The organism is Corynebacterium sp. KPL1814, from assembly GCF_000478175.1.
GTDB lineage: Bacteria > Actinomycetota > Actinomycetes > Mycobacteriales > Mycobacteriaceae > Corynebacterium.
This window is the reverse complement of record NZ_KI515776.1, coordinates 254,387-269,493: the sequence shown is the minus strand read 5'-3', so window position 1 is coordinate 269,493 and position 15,107 is coordinate 254,387. Positions and strand designations below refer to the sequence as shown.

Sequence of the window (15,107 nt, the reverse complement as noted above, 5' to 3'; positions counted from 1 at the left end):
GGACTAGATCGGGTGGCCACGGCGGAGCGGCGTAGGCAATACGGCCGCGAGAGAGCGCTCGCTGTTTAAACGTACTTTGACAAGCTCAGGCCAGGAAGAACGAGGTCAGAGAAGAAGGCGCCAATTTTCTTTACCCGCTCGATAACAGCGGCGATGGTCTCGCCTAGTGTGCCGAAGGAAGAACCGTGGAAAGAGGAGCCATCGGCTGCAGCGTTGTCGCCCGAAGGCTTCTTTTCTGGGGTTACCTGGTCAGATGGTTTAGCGTTTTCGGAGGCACCGTCGAATGCCACGGTGAGATCCGAGTTGGCATCGTCAAGCGGCTGCCCCACTGAGTACTTGCCCAAGAAAATGTCGGAGCCCGTCTGGGTCAACGAGGTGGGGGCATCAGTTGTGGCGTAGGACTTGCCGGTTTCCGGCACCAAGGGCTCAGTAAGCGTGAAGGTAGAGATTGCGGCGTCATCGCCAGACAATTCAACCGGTTTGTTCTTAAGCGGGCCGGAGGCGCCCGTAAGTTTATAATCCGCAGTAATGGTGGCGTTTTGGCCTTCTACTTCTACCTTGATATCCGAGAACGTGAGATCGACGCCGTAGGAACCATTAGGGCCGAAGCCTGGATAGCCTTGAATCTGCACGGATCCCTGAGTGCCAATAGTGCCGTTTCCCTCAGCATCCAGCGTGGTGTGGGCCGCATCGACCGGGAAGGTGAAGTCCTTTCCTACCTTCTCCGCGCCTTCGGTGGTATTGATTATGCCTTTGGCAAGCGGGTTGGTGTCCACGTGGTGAATGAAGGATTCCTTGATGGGCCAGTTCAATTGGCCGGATTCCACGGCGGGGACATCGGCTGGAGCCTCATCGGCAGAGGCTACCGGTGCGGTGACGGCGCCGAGTGCAACCGCTCCAACGGCGATGACGGATGTTGTTTTCATGAATTTCTCCTCTTGAGAGCAGTGGTGAAGCTTTGCCCAAAGTATTAGGCCAGCCTTACCTTAATTGGAAAATTAGAAAAAGTAAATCAGTGGCGCTTATCAAGCTCGGCGAAGATCCCCGAGTTGAAAGCGAATGCGCGCTGCGCCTCCGAGAGCAAAGCCTCGCGCCGCTCCGCAGTCAGCATGAGACTATCCAGGCGTTCGCGGTAGCCCTTGCGGTACGGCGGAATCTTGCCGATGGCACTGAAGTCATAAAAGTTCAGTGCATCCGGTTCGATGTCATAAAGCGTGCCGAGGCGCGCGGCAATCACCTGGCCGCCGGAGATATCACCGAGATACCGAACATAGTGGTGGGCCACCACTTCCGCTGCACTGCCAGATACCGCCTCTAGGCGGGCGACGTAGGATGCCGTGGCCGGCAGGATCCGGATCTTTTCGCGCCAGTCGCTACCGACGAGCGCCGCCAAATCCGCCTCCAGAGCAAAGCGCCGCTCAAGGCGTGGATCGGCCACCGCTCCGGCGATTGGAGTATGCGCCACACTGCGGACTGCACGCTCCAGAGACTCATAGACAAACCACAGCTGGCCGCTTAAATCGGCGGCGGCCTCAGCGCTCAGCTGACCTGACATAAGTCGCTGCATAAACGCCGAACCCTCCGCGTTCTCGTGAGCGTGGGCGGTCTCCTCGCGCAATGCGGCGGATAATGGTTTCTTAAGCGTCACAGTCACTGACTTCCTCCAAAGTAATGCTTACCTAATGTCTAAAATTAAATTTAAGGTTAGGCAATCCTTATTTACAAGGCCTGTGGGGAGAAATCAACCAAAAGAACTAACTCCCTACCCCACCGCCTGCGGTGCGCGCGTCATTAGGATGCGGCTGCCATCACGACGCGCTTAGCTGACCACCTATTACCAATGGAGAAGAGCACGCACGCTCTCAAGGGCGCCCGACTTTATAAAGGCCTGCCCAAGAATGGCAAACATGCTGCCAATGGTTGCCACGCCCAAGATGTAGTTCCACACCTTGGCAAAGCTAGAACCGGAGGGAGTGTCCTTCTCTGGCTTATCAGTGCCCGGCTTCTTAGGCTCCGAAGTCTCAGGGGTCTTTGGAGTCTCCGGATCCTTCGGCGGTGCCGGAGTCTGCGAGGTCGCTGGTGGCTGACTCTGTGGCTTCTCTTCCTTTTCCGGCGAAGCTACCGGCGGCTTGGGAGCAGGCTCATTCTGCGGCTTTTCCTGATCCTGCGGCGTTTCTTCCTTCTTCTGGCCACAACCAGGGGAGACCTTGAGGGTTAGGTGGGCATCATCAAGCTCAGGCTTGTTCTCCGAGCTATACATGCCCATGAAAAGTTGGTCTACGCCCTCGATTTTTCCATCTTTTGTTCCCTGCTGCTCCTTGTACCGCACATCGCTGGCGGAAAGGGTGAGCGTATCACCCTCCTTGGTCCATTGCGCCGTGCCGTGGCCAAAGATCCCTTCCCCGGTGCGCTTATTGGCGTCGATGTGATCGTCCTCGGTGTATTGAAGCATATTCTTACCCTCTACGTGATAGACCTCGTAGCCGGAACCGAGCTGGGCTTCATTACCGGAGGTCTTGATAAAAGGTGCCACAACCGTGGAATGTAGAGCGCCGTGGTGACCGGTAAACGTGATCGAGGAGTCTTTACTCTCGATATTGGACGACACCACATTGCCCTCCTCATCTACCGTTACCGTAGAGGTTTCAGGATCGACCTCGAAGCCGAAAGAGAAATCCTTCCCCTTAGGATCACCGGTTTGCGTCACTGGGCCACTAGTGGACCAATCACCAGCAGCAAAGCCGCTTTTGAGGTAGGAACGCCACGAGTGCTTAATTCCCCAGTTCAAGGAACCAGATTCGATGGTGCAAGTTTCTTCCGCAGAAGCGTGCGGCACGGTGAGTGCGGTCGCCGCGAGAGCGGTGACCACTACTTTCTTAAACATGGAAATCCTCCAATTTGTGTGAGAAGAGTGGGTTGATGGTGGGCGTAGCACGCTGCGGATGTACCCGCAGCCCCTCGACGGATATCGGCCAGCCATACACTTGAGACAATGTGGGACTGGTAAAGACCTCATCTACGCGCCCTTGGGCTGCTAATCCCCCGCACGACAGGCATACGAGATGATCGCAATATGCTGCTGCCGCATTGAGGTCATGCAGCACCACGAGGACGGCGACGCCTGCCTCGCGGGCAAGGGCTTTTACTGAGCCCAACAGTTGTTCTTGGTGCCGGATATCCAGCGCGGCCGTTGGCTCATCCAGCAAGATCACCGGGGTATTTTGGGCAAGCACCCGTGCGAAGGCCGCGCGGGCGCGCTCACCGCCAGACAGCGTGCTGATGTCTCGGCCCGCTAGGTGCGCGACGCCGGCGGCATCGAGGGCTGAGTCAATAAAGTCATCATCAAGGTCTGCGTAGGCAGTTCCTTCCCACGGGCGGCGCCCCATCGCAACGACATCACGGACGAGGAATTCGAAGGACACCGAGACGTCTTGGAGCATCACCGCACGCGTGCGTGCGAGCTCCCGCGGTGGAGCCTTGGGCGATAACCCACCCACGGTAATCTCGCCGGAATAATCGATGTCTCCGGCGACAGCGGCAAGTACCGTAGATTTGCCGGCGCCGTTAGGACCGATGAGCCCGGTAACTTCGCCCGCGTGGGCGGTAAAGGACACTTGGTCCACGAGGGTGTGCTCCCCCACGCGAACAGTTAAGTCTTTGACGTTTATCATCAGTGCACTCCTTTGCGCATCATGCGGCGCAGCAAGATGAAGAACGTTGGCCCACCCACCAGCGCGGTGAAAATGCCGATGGGAAGATCCGCAAAGGGAATCATCGTGCGCGCTGCCACGTCGGCGAAACCAATGAGCACAGCACCGCCAAGGGCGGAAGCCGGCAACAGGATGCGGTTTTCTGGTCCGACGATGCTGCGCAGCAGGTGGGGAACGATAAGTCCCACAAAGCCAATGAGGCCGGCGAAGGAAACGGCCGCGGCGGTCAGCACTGCCGATGCCACAATCGCCACGATGCGCAGCCGCGGCACGTTCACGCCGGTATGTGCGGCGGCGCACTCGCCGAGCGCGAGGACGTCCAACTGCTTGCCCAGGCGCAAGGCCACTGCGAGGCCAACCACCACGATGGGCAGTACCGCCCAGACGTGTTTCCACTGTGAGCCGTTGAGGGAGCCCATCTGCCAGAAGATGATCGCTTCGCGGTTGGCGGTCGGCGCTAGGTACACCATGAAAGAGATGATGGCGTTGCATACCGCATTGATGGCGATGCCGGTAAGAATCAGGTGCACCACGGCAACCCGTCCGTTGTGGCGCGCAAGCTGATAGATAATGAAGGTAACCAGCAGCGCCGTCAGAAAGGCTGCGGCGGGAACGGTAAAGGTGCCGAAGAACTCGATATTAAAGACGATGACCACGGCCGCACCAACGCCCGCACCGGAGGTAACGCCGATAATGGAGGGCTCTGCCAAGGGGTTGGCAAATACCGCCTGCATCAGCGTGCCGGCAACGCCCAAGGCCGCGCCCACCACAAGCCCCAAGACCAAACGCGGTAGGCGGATGTCCCATACCACGCTTGCGGTCAAGGAATCCTCCCCGTGGCCAGCTGCCAAAATGGGAAAGAGATCAGACAGCGGTACATAGTATTGCCCCAGCACGACGGAGATGAGCGCCGCGACAACGGTGAGGATCCCCAGCAGTACGAATACCCAAGTGCGCTGCGTGCGTCGGCGCGCGAAGGTGTCCGTGCCCTTACTCATTGTCTGGGTCATACACAGCCTTTGCTAGCTTCACCAGCGTTTGCCCAGTCATGGGGCCAAATGCCAACGACTGGCCGTCCGGGATGGTCACGATGCGCTTCTTTTGGCCGGCGGTGGTTTGAGCAACGCCGGGCCGCTCCAGCAAGCCGTCAATTCCACCGGTGGATTCCAGGCCATTGGTCATCATGATGATCACCTCTGGATTGATGCGCGCCAGCGCCTCAGCATTAGCCGGTTCCGCATGGGAAAGGTTGTTTTCTGCAGCCAGATCCACACCGCCGATGCCTTCAATCAGATCTTGCGCACCGGTACCATCACCCATGATGAAGAAGACGCCACCGTTTCCGCGTGCGTAAAGGAACGCCATGCGCATCGGATCATCGGGAACCAACTCCTTGATGGCTTCCTTTGCCTCGTCGATTTCCTTGGTGGAACGATCCGCCAGCTCGCGTGCTTCGTCGGGCAGGCCGAGGGCATCGCCAAGTGTGGTGATGTCCTCGCCCACCGAATCGATCGTGCGCTCAGGTTCCATCACCACGGTGGTGACACCCGCCGCGCGGATTTGCTCGATGGCATCGCGCGGGCCAATGGAATGGTCTGCAATGACGAGCGTCGGCTGCAGCTCCAGCACCGCCTCCACGTTGATATTGTGGCCGCCTTCGGTCACCACCGGGAGATCCGCCAGGTTAGGCTCGGTAGAAGAAACTGTGCGGCCGACGATATTATCCGCAAGCCCCAAGCCGCTAAGGGTCTTGGTATAGGTGCCATAGATATCCAAAGCCAGGATGCGGGAGGCATCGGTGACGGTGACGTCATTACCATCGGCATCGGTAAGCTCCACCGGAAGCGCCGGCTCTGCCTTATCAGTAACCGGCTCGATATCGTCAAAGTCCTTGACGTCACTGACGCCTTCAAAGGACCTGGGGTCCGAGAGATCGGCGGGATCCGGCAGCTGATCGGTATAGCTTCCCTGCACACCGCACGCGGTAAGGCCTAAGATGCACAGGAATGGTACGAGGAAACGAAGAACGAGTTTCACGGCAATCTTTCTAAGAGTTGTTCATGACAAGCCGGCTGGTGGAACCACCGGCGATGATCAATCCGACGATGAAGAGCAGTAGATAGGTGGTCGGGTTTTCTAGGCTCCCGCCGGGAGACGTCGCGGATTTGACCTTAAATTTGTTCGATCCGTCCTCGTATCCCTGCCCCGAGTCACCGGCTAGCACTGGGTCCCCGGCTGCGGCATGCGCGCCGCCTTTGGAACCAGGAGTTCCCTTTCCATTTCCGCCTGCGCCAGATCCGCCGGATCCGCCGGATCCAGAACCGGAGCTAGAACTGCCGCCACCGGATACGGCGCCGCAATCAGCGCTTCCGCCCAAGGTGGCGTGGAAGCTCAACGGATCCAACTGGGTGCCTGGTTCATAGAACTCAGCGAGTGCCTGGGAACCGGCTTCAGAAAGCGATACCGCAGCTTCACCGGACACGGCGTCCGTGCCGACGTCGAGGGAATTGAAGTTCAAGGTGCCAATAACAGTGCGTCCAAAGTCTTTCTTCTTGCCTTCCATATTGGAAGAGCGCACGTCAGCGATAAGCTCGCCAGAATTGCCGTTAAAGGTGATTTCCAGGTTGGCGATGTTGAGGTCCAGCTTGCCGTGGTGCCCGGTGAACTGCATGCTTCCGCCATATTGCACGGAGCCCGCGCCATCTTTTACGGCACCGGAGTTACCCGTGAATTGGAAACGCCCATTGTCATAGCCAACACCAGAGAGATCCCATCGGCCCTGAGCAATGGATCCGGTGATATAGGACTGGAAGGATTTCTTTAACCCCCACTGAGCGGTGGCTTGAGTTACACCAGTGGCCTCACAGACGGCATCGTCCCCGCCAGATCCTTCCTCGCCCGAACTACCTGAGCTCGGGGCACCGGAGTTCGCAGATCCAGAGTGCGCAGGACCAGATCCCGCTGCTTTGCCAGTTCCTGAGGCACCGCCGCCTCCGCCCGAACCAAAGTTGCTCGGTGATGGATTTCCCGCTGCAGAGTTAGTAGAAGCTGAGTTTCCTCCAGTGGAGTTCGACGTACCCGAAGTGGAACCACCCGAATTCGAGTTCGATCCACCCCGATTGTTGAAAGACTCCAACTCATCCAGGAACGCCTGGGTATTGCCCATGAACGTAGTAATCCCGTTCATCGTGTCATTGGTTTCAGACAGGATGTCCATGGCTTCCTTGTTAAAGCCCGTGAAGGAACCCGTAATAGACGTCAATGGGCGGTTCTCACCGGAACCGGAACCGGAGCCAGATCCGGAACCAGATCCGGCGCACGAGCCATCAAGCGCAATGCTGCCAGAGGACGGATCTAAGGCTTCGCCCGGCTGGTAGAAGCCGGTAAATAGCTTGGCCCCGCCGGAGGTCAGAGCGGTAGATCCAGACAAATCAACCTTCCCGGCACCATCTTCGACGGGGTTGGCCAGATCAATGGTGGCGATTACCTCATCATTGCCTTGGATCTTTTTACCGCGGCTGAGGTCTTGGCGGTTCATCTCATAGGAGACGTAGTCCACGGAAATCTGCGCCTGTTTACCAGAGGCCTTGACCTTGAAGTCCGACATCGTCATGTCCAGGACCCCATCGTGGCCGGTAAAGTTCAGCGTTCCGTTGAACGGTATCGTGACGTTTCCACCAGACGCATCGGGCTTTCCTGGGGTAAAGACGAACGCACCATCGCCCTGTTCGTCGCCTGTGAAGCCAATGCCATTGGCACCCCATCCACCGTGGGCGATATTGCCTTTGACGTAGCTGCGGAATGACTGCTTGATGCCCCATTTCCATGTGCAGGATTCATCTCCGTGGGCAACTGGGGCAGATGACAGAAGTGGGGCGAATGCCGCGACGAGAAAAGCAGCGACGATGATGCCGAACGCCGACTTACACAGTTTTCCAATCATATTAAGAACCTTGTTTTCGTGCCTAAAAATCATATAGGCTAAGCTTGCCTTAGTGAAGTAAGTGTATCCTGACCTAACTTCTTCCGATTGTCAATAAACCACCCCTATAAGAAGCAAAGAATGCAAAACGACCCCCGCAAAGACATCTTCACCAGCATCTATCCAGATGTGGATCCCACGCAGAACTTCCCACTCACGATTGGTGAACGCTTATCCTTAGCTCTTTCCGTCGGCGTATTTATGTTCGGCGGCGTAAGCGGCAACCTGCTCATCGCCGGTATCGGCTTGGCCTCTGTGGTTGCCTGTTCCTTGGCACTTGCCCGTAAAACGCCACGCCGCATCCGCGCAGAGGCCCGCAGCCGATTCCCCCGGGAACCGTGGGCCGAACAACCCAGCCTCCTCGTGCCCGCCGTATGGATCGTCATCGCAATAATCGCGGCCCTGGCGTGGTGGTTTACCCCCGTGAAATACCTCGCGTGGAGCGCGGGCATTATTGCTGTCATCGCGGCCATCGCAACGTGGTTCCTCCCCACCCTGCAGCGCCGCCGCGCGCGGGCTGCACGCCCAAAGCAGGACGCTTTAGCTACCCCAACACCCCATATCTCCCTGGCGGAGAAAAACTAAAATAGGCCCCGACCTGCATTAACAGGTCGGGGCCTTGCGCGGTGGCGGCGGGATTTGAACCCGCGGTTGGGGGTTACCCAACAATCGCTTTCGAGGCGATCACCTTCGGCCGCTCGGACACGCCACCGCGTTCCAGATTACGGGAGGACCCCCGATGCAACAAAATCGCTGCGCAAGCATTAAGCCGGCGCAGCGATTTCGCTATGAAGGAGACTATAAAATTAGCCCTTCTTCAGGCCACCGATGATGTCGTTAGCCTTGTCCTTGATGTTGTCTGCAGCATCGGACAGCTTGTCCTTAGCATCGGAAACGACCTGGTCGGCCTTGCCCTCGTTGGCTACGTCTTCGTTACCGGTTGCCTCGCCGACAGCTTCCTTTGCCTTGCCTGCGAGGTCGTCCTTCTTATTTTCCAAATCGCCCATTTTCTCTCTCCTTAAATGAGTCGCTTACAGTGTGCCAGCCACTATACTCACTTTTCGCGGAGTGTGGCGAAGAATTTTTCTAGCAACGCCACGCAGTCCTTTTCCAAAACGCCACCGCGGACCTGAGGGGTAAAGGGTGCGGTGGGGGCACGCAGGACATCGATAAGCGAGCCGCACGCACCCGTCTTCGGCTCAAAGGCGCCAAAAACCAGCGAGCTCACCCGGGCGGATTGCAGGGCGCCGGCACACATGGCGCAGGGCTCCAAGGTGACCACGAGCTCGCAGCCGGTCAAGCGCCAGCCATCGCCATGGATGCGCACCGCCTGGCGGATCGCCTCGACCTCGGCGTGGGCGGTGGGATCGCGCAATTGCTCGCGGCGGTTGACGCCGGTGGCGAGCTCGCGGCCGGCGGCATCATAAAGCACCGCCCCAACCGGCACATCCCCGGCGGGGGTCTGGCGCGCCACCGCGAGGGCGCGCCGCATCCGTTCCTGCGCGCGCTGCAGGGGCTTAGGCGTTATCAATGACGTCTTCTAGCTCATCCCCAAAGCCCAGGTCGCCGGCGATGCGCAGGAGCATGTCGGAGGGCCAATCGTCCTCATCGTCGATGATGTAGCCCACCTGGTCCTCGGATAGGCCCAGGTCAGCGAAGATATCGAAATCGCCCTCACCGTAGGGGTCAGCCTCTTCCGGGTCCACGTCTGGAATCTCGTAGTCATTGAGCTCCATGAAGTCCGCGGCAAAGTCATCGTCAACGCCGTAGGTGGCGTCTGAAATTAACATTTTCACCCCACCGGGCACGGGCCGCACGGCAATGAAGTAGGCGTCTTCGACGCAGAGAAGGGCGAAAGCTGCGCCTTCGGAGCGCAGGGAGCGCACTGCGGTGATGGAGGTTTGCGGATCCTCAAAGTCATCATCGAAGCTGCGCACGACCCATTGTCCCTCGTTGCGGGCGACGGTAACCGCGAAAGAGTAGTTTTCGTTGCTCATACCTCGTGAGATTAGTCGTGTTGTGCCACAATTGTCACCGTGAGTTCTCAAGATGTTCAACGCCCCATCTGCATTATCGGCCTCGGCCTCATCGGCGGTTCCCTGCTGCGCGATCTCGCCGGCTATAACCACGACGTATTCGGATACAACCACTCGACGTCCGCCGCCCGCACCGCAGTCAAGCAGGGCTTTGACGTCAATGATGACTTGCCGGCGGTGCTTAACCGCGCCGAGATTGAAGAGGCGCTCATTGTGATCGCCGTTCCCATGACCGCGGTGGGCAGCGTCTTGGATGCCATTCAGGAACACGCCCCTAGCTGCGGCATTACGGACGTGGTCTCCGTAAAGACTCCCGTGCGCCAGCAGGTCTGTGACCGCGGCATGGAGGATCGCTACGTGGGCGGGCACCCCATGGCGGGTACCTCGAAATCTGGGTGGGATCACTCCCAAACGGGGCTTTTCCGCCGCGCAGCGTGGGGCATTACCTACGATTACGCCGCCGAGTATGAGGCGCGCGGGGAAAAGATTCCCAAGAAATGGATTGAGACTTTTACGGACGTCGTGCGCATGACCCAGATGGTGCATGCAGAGGCCGTGCCCATCCGCGTGGCCAACCACGATGCGGCGGTCGCTCGCATTTCCCACCTGCCGCATATCTTTGCGGAGACCCTCGCCACGGTGGGCGATAATGGCGGCATTTTGGCGCAGTCCCTGTCTGCCGGTTCCTTCAAGGATGCGACCCGGGTGGCAGGCACTCGCCCGGATCTCGTGCGGCAGATGTGCGAGACTAATGCCCCGGCTCTGGTGGAGGCCTTGGATGAGGCGCTGGAGCTGCTTCACGATGCCCGGGAGAAGCTCGCCGCCCCCGAGCCTTCCATCGCCGAGCTTGCCGATGCCGGCTACCGCGCCCGCACCCGCATCGAGGCCAGGTCGGGCGCGCGCAAGGAATCGGTCTCCCCGGTCAAGATTTCTTCCCGCCCGGTGCTGCGCCTGCACCCCGGCGGCCCGAAGTGGGTGGCGCAGCTGCGCCAGACCGAATCCTTGGGCGGGCGCATCGAGATTTTTTAACGGCGCGACGTGCGGGCGGCACCGTTGCCAGCACCGGTAGCGAAGGTGCGCGCAGCCGCCGCGGCACCGATAAGGCCAATGGCCGCTACCGTGAAGTAGATCCACGGGCGGTCACCGCTGGTCTGCGGCGTTGCCTGCGGGGTAGGCGTGGTCTCCGCGGTCAAGATGGCGTCCTTATCCTTGCCGCTAATCACGCCGTCTACCCAGTCCTTGGTGCCGGCGAGCGTGGTGATAGCCGCGCTTGGGGAGGGCAAATCCGGGTCCGCATTGGACGTACCCGCGGTAGCTAGGCCCGCAAGCTTTCCGCCCACGAAGAACGGTCCGCCGGAATCGCCGCCCTGCATGCCGGCATTACCGGTGGAGTGGACATCGAGGATCGGGCTGCTGATCATCGGGGCCATGCCGCCTTGGCCAGGCTGCATTACTTCCCCACCGTTGCCGTCTGGCTTGACAACCTGCGGCTGCTCGGCGCCCGGCTTGGTGGCACCCGGCGAGACCACCTTGGGCTTATCCGATCCCGAACCAGATCCCGGCATCTTGAGACCGGGCATGGCCTCTTCGGCCGGCACGGATTCGTAGCCTTCAGGGACCTTCATGTCTGCATCCGGCTTGGAGCCGCCCGGCATCTTGAGGCCCGGCATGGCTTCCTCAGCGGGCACGGACTCGTAGCCTTCAGGGGCTTCCTTGTCGGCGCCTGGCTTCTGTGCGGAGTCATCGCTTGGGCCGCCGCCCAGGATTTCGGAGACCTTCATCTCTGCCATCGGCAGCTGGCCCTTGCGCGCCATGGAGGAGCTGCTGCTCCATCCGTACAGGGTGCCAAGGTCGCCGGTCTCTGGAATATCGGTGGAGATCTTGGCCGGCTTGATATCGGTGACGGGCTCGGTGAGGTGGAGCAATCCGGCATCGGAAAGCGGGGACAGCGCCCACGAATCCGCGTCGTAGACCTTGCCTCCCAGGCGGGCCTGGGTGCCTTCGTTATTGACGGACTGCAGGCAGTGGCGGGCGGTAAGCACCCACTGCTTGTCCACCAGCGTGCCGGTGCAGTCGCCGAAGTTGCCTATGCGGCCCATCTTGAGAGCGGCGACGGTCTGGGACTCGGCGTTATCGGGGGCGGGTTCGCCGTGCTCAAGGGCGCTGGCGGGGGCGGCCAATAACCCGATGATGCCAGCGGTGGTCAAAGCGGTAGCAATTTTACGCGACATGTTAGTCCTTCTTTCCAGCAGGAACGGCAAGTTTAACGGCGGAGGAGACGGCCTTTTCAAGCGGGCCTTGACCCAGGAATTTCCGCCAGATGGTGGCGAGTACGAGGAATAGCCCAATAAATGCCCACGCCCACGCGGTGTTGTGCAGTGAGATGTGGCTTTGCCAGTAATAAGCGGAGAGCACGTGCAAGACATACACGGTCAGGGACATCGTGCCCATTGCGGCCAAGGGGTAGACGAGCTTGGGTACCGCGCTGCCGATGAGCAGGCACAGGTGCAGCACCACGGCAGCCACTGCAACGGAGAGCAGGATTTCGCCCGCGACACCGGTGTGGCCGGTAAAGCGCAGCCAGCCGGGAATATCCGGCTCGAAGCGGAAGTAGGTGCCAACCGCGGCAATCACCGCGCTGACCGCGGTAACAATCCATTGCAGCGTCGTGCGGAAGCTACCTGGGCGGATGTAGACCTCAAAGAGCAGCATGCCGGCGATGAAATACGCGATCCAGGCCAGCAACGGATAGACCTGCGGCAGGGTAAACGGCGCGTAGTGCACGGTTGAGGCGATGGCGGCGACGAAGAAGAGGGCCAGCTTCCACCGCACGTTCAGCGGTGGTACCCAGGAGACCACCATCATGGTGATACCCATGGCAACGAGCACGACCTGAATCTGCCCGCCGACCGGAAGCAGTGCCAGTCCGATAAGCGTAATGATGGCGCCGCGGGCAATCAGGCGCAGCAGTGTCTGTACGGAATAGTTCTTGCCAATGAGCATCATCGTCACGCCGGCGACAATGGCAAATAGGGCGGCCGGAAGGCCCGACAATATGACCTTGGTACTCCATACCAACGAGGCCATGTGCAAAATAATCATGCCAATAATGGCAAGTGAACGAGCCAAATCCAGCCCGACGATGCGCGATGATGTACTCACCTAGCACTCTCCTTCACGATGTGATGGGACGCAGCGGTCTCCACCACGGCCCATGTTTTTAACGACTCTCTTTTTCTACAACGCGAGTCTGGGAGGTTGCTGTATCAACAGTTTGCATGCCCTGTGTCTTATAAATGCCGTTATTACCCCGGCTAATCCTGCCGCCCCACTCTCCCGCCGACCACAGAAGAGTGCACCCACTTTCCCGGCCTCACCGTGCGACGGAGGGAGATGCAACCGTGCCTAGGTGATCAACCAGTTTCGCGACTTCAGGGTTAGCGAGCAGCTTCTTTTCAACCGCATCAATCTTGGCCTTATCAGCTTAGATCTCGTCCTGCCACAGTAGTCATCCTGGTCCATCCCCTCAGGCAGGTTGGGAACCCACACACAAACCATCAGAGACCCTCTTGGTAGATGACCTTGAGACTTACTCGCATACGGGGAGCAAATTGAACTCGGATGCCTTAGGTAGTGTACGCAGGACTGAAATTGCCGCTATCAAACAGGAGATAACCGAGCACAGAGCACATAGCACCATGCCTGCCTGAAAACCCATTGCGGCAAGAATTGCACCCGCGCTGGCGGAGGCAATGATTGGTAGCAATCCCATCATCAAACGCGCTCCTGCCGAGCATTTTCCTATTTTTTCGGGAGGCGCTGATAACGCAAGCACTCCCCCGCAGTATGAGTTGCAGGCAATGGAGGGAACTACGATGAAAAATGCTGCAACTGCAATAAGTGGCCAATACTGAGAAAATATAAGAAGGAACAGATACCACAGTAGCTCCCAAAACATCGTTACTCGGATGATGTTTCTTCCTGGAAATCGCTTGATGAGGCGGTCTTGAAGAAGTCCTCCAACAATCATTCCAAGGGTAAACATAGCTGAGGTGAGGCCGATTATCCAACCATCAACTTTGAGGTATGCCAGCCATAGGTCAACGGACGCGATGAGGAAAAAATTGGCGAAGTTGGAGAAAATATCGATGCTGAAGATTGTTCGAAGCATCGGATATTTCCAAATCCAAGTCAAAGAATATTTGCTATCGGACCAGAACTCTCGAAACGAATACTGTTGTTCACTACTTGACCTCCCCAGGTCCATACTGATGGTTTTTGAAGCATAAAGCGGACCCAACCCACACAACGTTTGTACGATAAAGGGAATAACCGGGGCTAGACCGTAGAGAAAGCCACCTAAAGGTAGTCCGACCATCCAGATAATGTTGTCTCGAGTTTGGTTACGACCTTGCGCTTGAACAAGCAAATTCTCAGGAATGATGAATCTCAAAATGGCGTTGGTTAGGCCTCCGAAGGTACCTGTAATCATTCCTGCAAACAGGCTAAAGAAGAACAAAAGCATGAAATTGAATTTGCCCAAGTAAAGCAGTAACGAGAAGGTTGACCAGATACCAATTTGGCTCAGCCCATAGAAGAAAAGTAACTTCTTCTTGTTAAAACGATCGATGATCATCCCGGCTGGGATCGTCATGATCATCGATCCCGCCGAGCTTGCGGCTCCAATCACTCCCGCTTGACTTAAGCTTCCAGTGAGGTAGTAGCTCACAAGCGAAATAGGGATAGCCACGAGGGATGCCCCCAAGGCGCTTGCTGTATCAGCGAAGAACCACCGTAGATAGTCAGGATGGTTCTTGCGTACGATGGTCCAAAATTTTTGATCAGAAGTATTATAATCCTGCATCGTGTCTCTCAATGTTTGGCACCCGCGACTGAAAGCTCATGCGCGCAGCATGAACCCAGCGCCGGATTTCCGGAATGGGTAATTCTCACGGGTCAACCTCTTGACCCGCCGCAACTGGGTTAAACGACAAAATGTGTTGTTTTCCGGCGTGTCGGGTTAAACGACATTTTGTGTTGGTGGACTGCGTGGTTTAGGGCATGTGGCCTTTGCGTATTCCCATAGAGTGGTTATAGGCACTGTCGAAAGTTGCTGGTCGGCCGTATTCACGGCCGCTGGTGGCTTGCGTTTCTTGGCTGGCTAGGGTGTGTGCTTTGGCTAAGGCCTGGCCTCTGATGCGTCCACTTTCCTGGCTCAGCCTCTAGCGCGAGTGACAGTGGCTTTACAGGCGTTCCATCGCCATCGCTGGCGGATTGATGCTTGTAGTCCCGTATTTTGGTGCACGCCCTGCTACAGACGGGGCATCGAGGATGATTCTTACTCATCCATTCATCGTGAACCTCGGCGCCTAGCACATC

At 58.1% G+C, this 15,107-nt stretch carries 15 protein-coding genes and 1 tRNA gene; 2 read left to right on the top strand and 14 right to left on the bottom strand.

What is annotated here, in order from left to right; translation table 11 throughout:
• Window positions 1-65 precede the first annotated feature (65 nt).
• The 7 genes from HMPREF1257_RS07395 to HMPREF1257_RS07365 form a co-directional block, all read right to left on the bottom strand.
• A complete protein-coding gene (locus HMPREF1257_RS07395) occupies window positions 66-926 on the bottom strand; it encodes an HtaA domain-containing protein (RefSeq protein ID WP_023024979.1) in 861 nt (286 codons plus the stop codon).
• An 86-nt stretch (window positions 927-1,012) separates the two neighbouring features.
• Entirely contained in the window at window positions 1,013-1,654 is a 642-nt protein-coding gene (locus tag HMPREF1257_RS07390) for a heme oxygenase (biliverdin-producing) (protein WP_023024977.1), read from the bottom strand.
• A gap of 180 nt (window positions 1,655-1,834) precedes the next feature.
• On the bottom strand, window positions 1,835-2,884 hold the full coding sequence (locus tag HMPREF1257_RS07385; RefSeq protein WP_023024975.1) for an HtaA domain-containing protein: 1,050 nt from the start codon (window positions 2,882-2,884) through the stop codon (window positions 1,835-1,837).
• Window positions 2,877-3,671: a heme ABC transporter ATP-binding protein gene (locus tag HMPREF1257_RS07380; RefSeq protein WP_023024973.1), complete on the bottom strand. Its 795-nt coding sequence runs from the start codon at window positions 3,669-3,671 to the stop codon at window positions 2,877-2,879. The genes HMPREF1257_RS07385 and HMPREF1257_RS07380 overlap by 8 nt, the downstream gene beginning before the upstream one ends.
• Window positions 3,671-4,720 carry an iron ABC transporter permease gene (locus HMPREF1257_RS07375; RefSeq protein ID WP_023024971.1) on the bottom strand — a complete coding sequence of 350 codons (1,050 nt, stop codon included), beginning with the start codon at window positions 4,718-4,720 and terminating at the stop codon, window positions 3,671-3,673. The genes HMPREF1257_RS07380 and HMPREF1257_RS07375 overlap by 1 nt, the downstream gene beginning before the upstream one ends.
• Window positions 4,701-5,747, bottom strand: coding sequence for a hemin ABC transporter substrate-binding protein (locus HMPREF1257_RS07370; protein ID WP_023024969.1), 1,047 nt, complete (start codon window positions 5,745-5,747; stop codon window positions 4,701-4,703). Before HMPREF1257_RS07370 ends, HMPREF1257_RS07375 begins: the two co-directional genes overlap by 20 nt.
• Window positions 5,748-5,757: 10 nt before the next feature.
• Window positions 5,758-7,653 carry an HtaA domain-containing protein gene (locus HMPREF1257_RS07365; RefSeq protein ID WP_034659496.1) on the bottom strand — a complete coding sequence of 632 codons (1,896 nt, stop codon included), beginning with the start codon at window positions 7,651-7,653 and terminating at the stop codon, window positions 5,758-5,760.
• A gap of 120 nt (window positions 7,654-7,773) precedes the next feature.
• Between HMPREF1257_RS07365 and HMPREF1257_RS07360 the strand changes: the two genes are divergently transcribed.
• Window positions 7,774-8,277, top strand: a complete 504-nt coding sequence (locus tag HMPREF1257_RS07360) for a hypothetical protein (protein ID WP_023024965.1) — start codon at window positions 7,774-7,776, stop codon at window positions 8,275-8,277.
• A gap of 39 nt (window positions 8,278-8,316) precedes the next feature.
• Here the strand turns inward: HMPREF1257_RS07360 and HMPREF1257_RS07355 are convergent.
• From HMPREF1257_RS07355 to HMPREF1257_RS07340, 4 genes are all read right to left on the bottom strand, one after another.
• A tRNA-Ser gene (locus tag HMPREF1257_RS07355) sits at window positions 8,317-8,404 on the bottom strand.
• A 94-nt stretch (window positions 8,405-8,498) separates the two neighbouring features.
• Window positions 8,499-8,699 (bottom strand): CsbD family protein, encoded by a 201-nt coding sequence (locus tag HMPREF1257_RS07350; protein ID WP_023024963.1) that lies wholly within the window; start codon window positions 8,697-8,699, stop codon window positions 8,499-8,501.
• A 47-nt stretch (window positions 8,700-8,746) separates the two neighbouring features.
• Entirely contained in the window at window positions 8,747-9,223 is a 477-nt protein-coding gene (locus HMPREF1257_RS07345) for a nucleoside deaminase (protein ID WP_255342566.1), read from the bottom strand.
• Window positions 9,210-9,689: a tRNA adenosine deaminase-associated protein gene (locus tag HMPREF1257_RS07340; RefSeq protein ID WP_023024959.1), complete on the bottom strand. Its 480-nt coding sequence runs from the start codon at window positions 9,687-9,689 to the stop codon at window positions 9,210-9,212. The genes HMPREF1257_RS07345 and HMPREF1257_RS07340 overlap by 14 nt, the downstream gene beginning before the upstream one ends.
• A 39-nt stretch (window positions 9,690-9,728) precedes the next feature.
• Between HMPREF1257_RS07340 and HMPREF1257_RS07335 the strand changes: the two genes are divergently transcribed.
• Window positions 9,729-10,757 carry a prephenate dehydrogenase gene (locus HMPREF1257_RS07335; RefSeq protein ID WP_023024957.1) on the top strand — a complete coding sequence of 343 codons (1,029 nt, stop codon included), beginning with the start codon at window positions 9,729-9,731 and terminating at the stop codon, window positions 10,755-10,757.
• On the opposite strand, the gene HMPREF1257_RS07330 is transcribed toward HMPREF1257_RS07335, so the two are convergent.
• The 3 genes from HMPREF1257_RS07330 to HMPREF1257_RS07320 all read right to left on the bottom strand — a co-directional run bounded on the left by HMPREF1257_RS07330 (window position 10,754) and on the right by HMPREF1257_RS07320 (window position 14,592).
• Complete coding sequence (locus HMPREF1257_RS07330; RefSeq protein WP_023024954.1) at window positions 10,754-11,959, bottom strand: trypsin-like serine protease; 1,206 nt, start codon at window positions 11,957-11,959, stop codon at window positions 10,754-10,756. The two genes, HMPREF1257_RS07335 and HMPREF1257_RS07330, sit on opposite strands and share 4 nt — an antisense overlap.
• Before the next feature lies 1 nt (window position 11,960).
• Complete coding sequence (locus HMPREF1257_RS07325; protein WP_023024952.1) at window positions 11,961-12,890, bottom strand: DUF418 domain-containing protein; 930 nt, start codon at window positions 12,888-12,890, stop codon at window positions 11,961-11,963.
• Window positions 12,891-13,317: 427 nt separating this feature from the next.
• Window positions 13,318-14,592, bottom strand: a complete 1,275-nt coding sequence (locus tag HMPREF1257_RS07320; RefSeq protein ID WP_023027952.1) for an MFS transporter — start codon at window positions 14,590-14,592, stop codon at window positions 13,318-13,320.
• Window positions 14,593-15,107: the final 515 nt, after the last annotated feature.

Excerpts from the sequence above, each read along its gene's own strand:
- HMPREF1257_RS07395 (WP_023024979.1), bottom strand. The coding sequence starts at position 926 with ATGAAAACAACATCCGTCATCGCCGTTGGAGCGGTTGCACTCGGCGCC.
- HMPREF1257_RS07385 (WP_023024975.1), bottom strand. The coding sequence starts at position 2,884 with ATGTTTAAGAAAGTAGTGGTCACCGCTCTCGCGGCGACCGCACTCACC.
- HMPREF1257_RS07380 (WP_023024973.1), bottom strand. The coding sequence starts at position 3,671 with ATGATAAACGTCAAAGACTTAACTGTTCGCGTGGGGGAGCACACCCTC.
- HMPREF1257_RS07375 (WP_023024971.1), bottom strand. The coding sequence starts at position 4,720 with ATGACCCAGACAATGAGTAAGGGCACGGACACCTTCGCGCGCCGACGC.
- HMPREF1257_RS07365 (WP_034659496.1), bottom strand. The coding sequence starts at position 7,653 with ATGATTGGAAAACTGTGTAAGTCGGCGTTCGGCATCATCGTCGCTGCT.
- HMPREF1257_RS07360 (WP_023024965.1), top strand. The coding sequence starts at position 7,774 with ATGCAAAACGACCCCCGCAAAGACATCTTCACCAGCATCTATCCAGAT.
- HMPREF1257_RS07350 (WP_023024963.1), bottom strand. The coding sequence starts at position 8,699 with ATGGGCGATTTGGAAAATAAGAAGGACGACCTCGCAGGCAAGGCAAAG.
- HMPREF1257_RS07340 (WP_023024959.1), bottom strand. The coding sequence starts at position 9,689 with ATGAGCAACGAAAACTACTCTTTCGCGGTTACCGTCGCCCGCAACGAG.
- HMPREF1257_RS07330 (WP_023024954.1), bottom strand. The coding sequence starts at position 11,959 with ATGTCGCGTAAAATTGCTACCGCTTTGACCACCGCTGGCATCATCGGG.
- HMPREF1257_RS07320 (WP_023027952.1), bottom strand. The coding sequence starts at position 14,592 with ATGCAGGATTATAATACTTCTGATCAAAAATTTTGGACCATCGTACGC.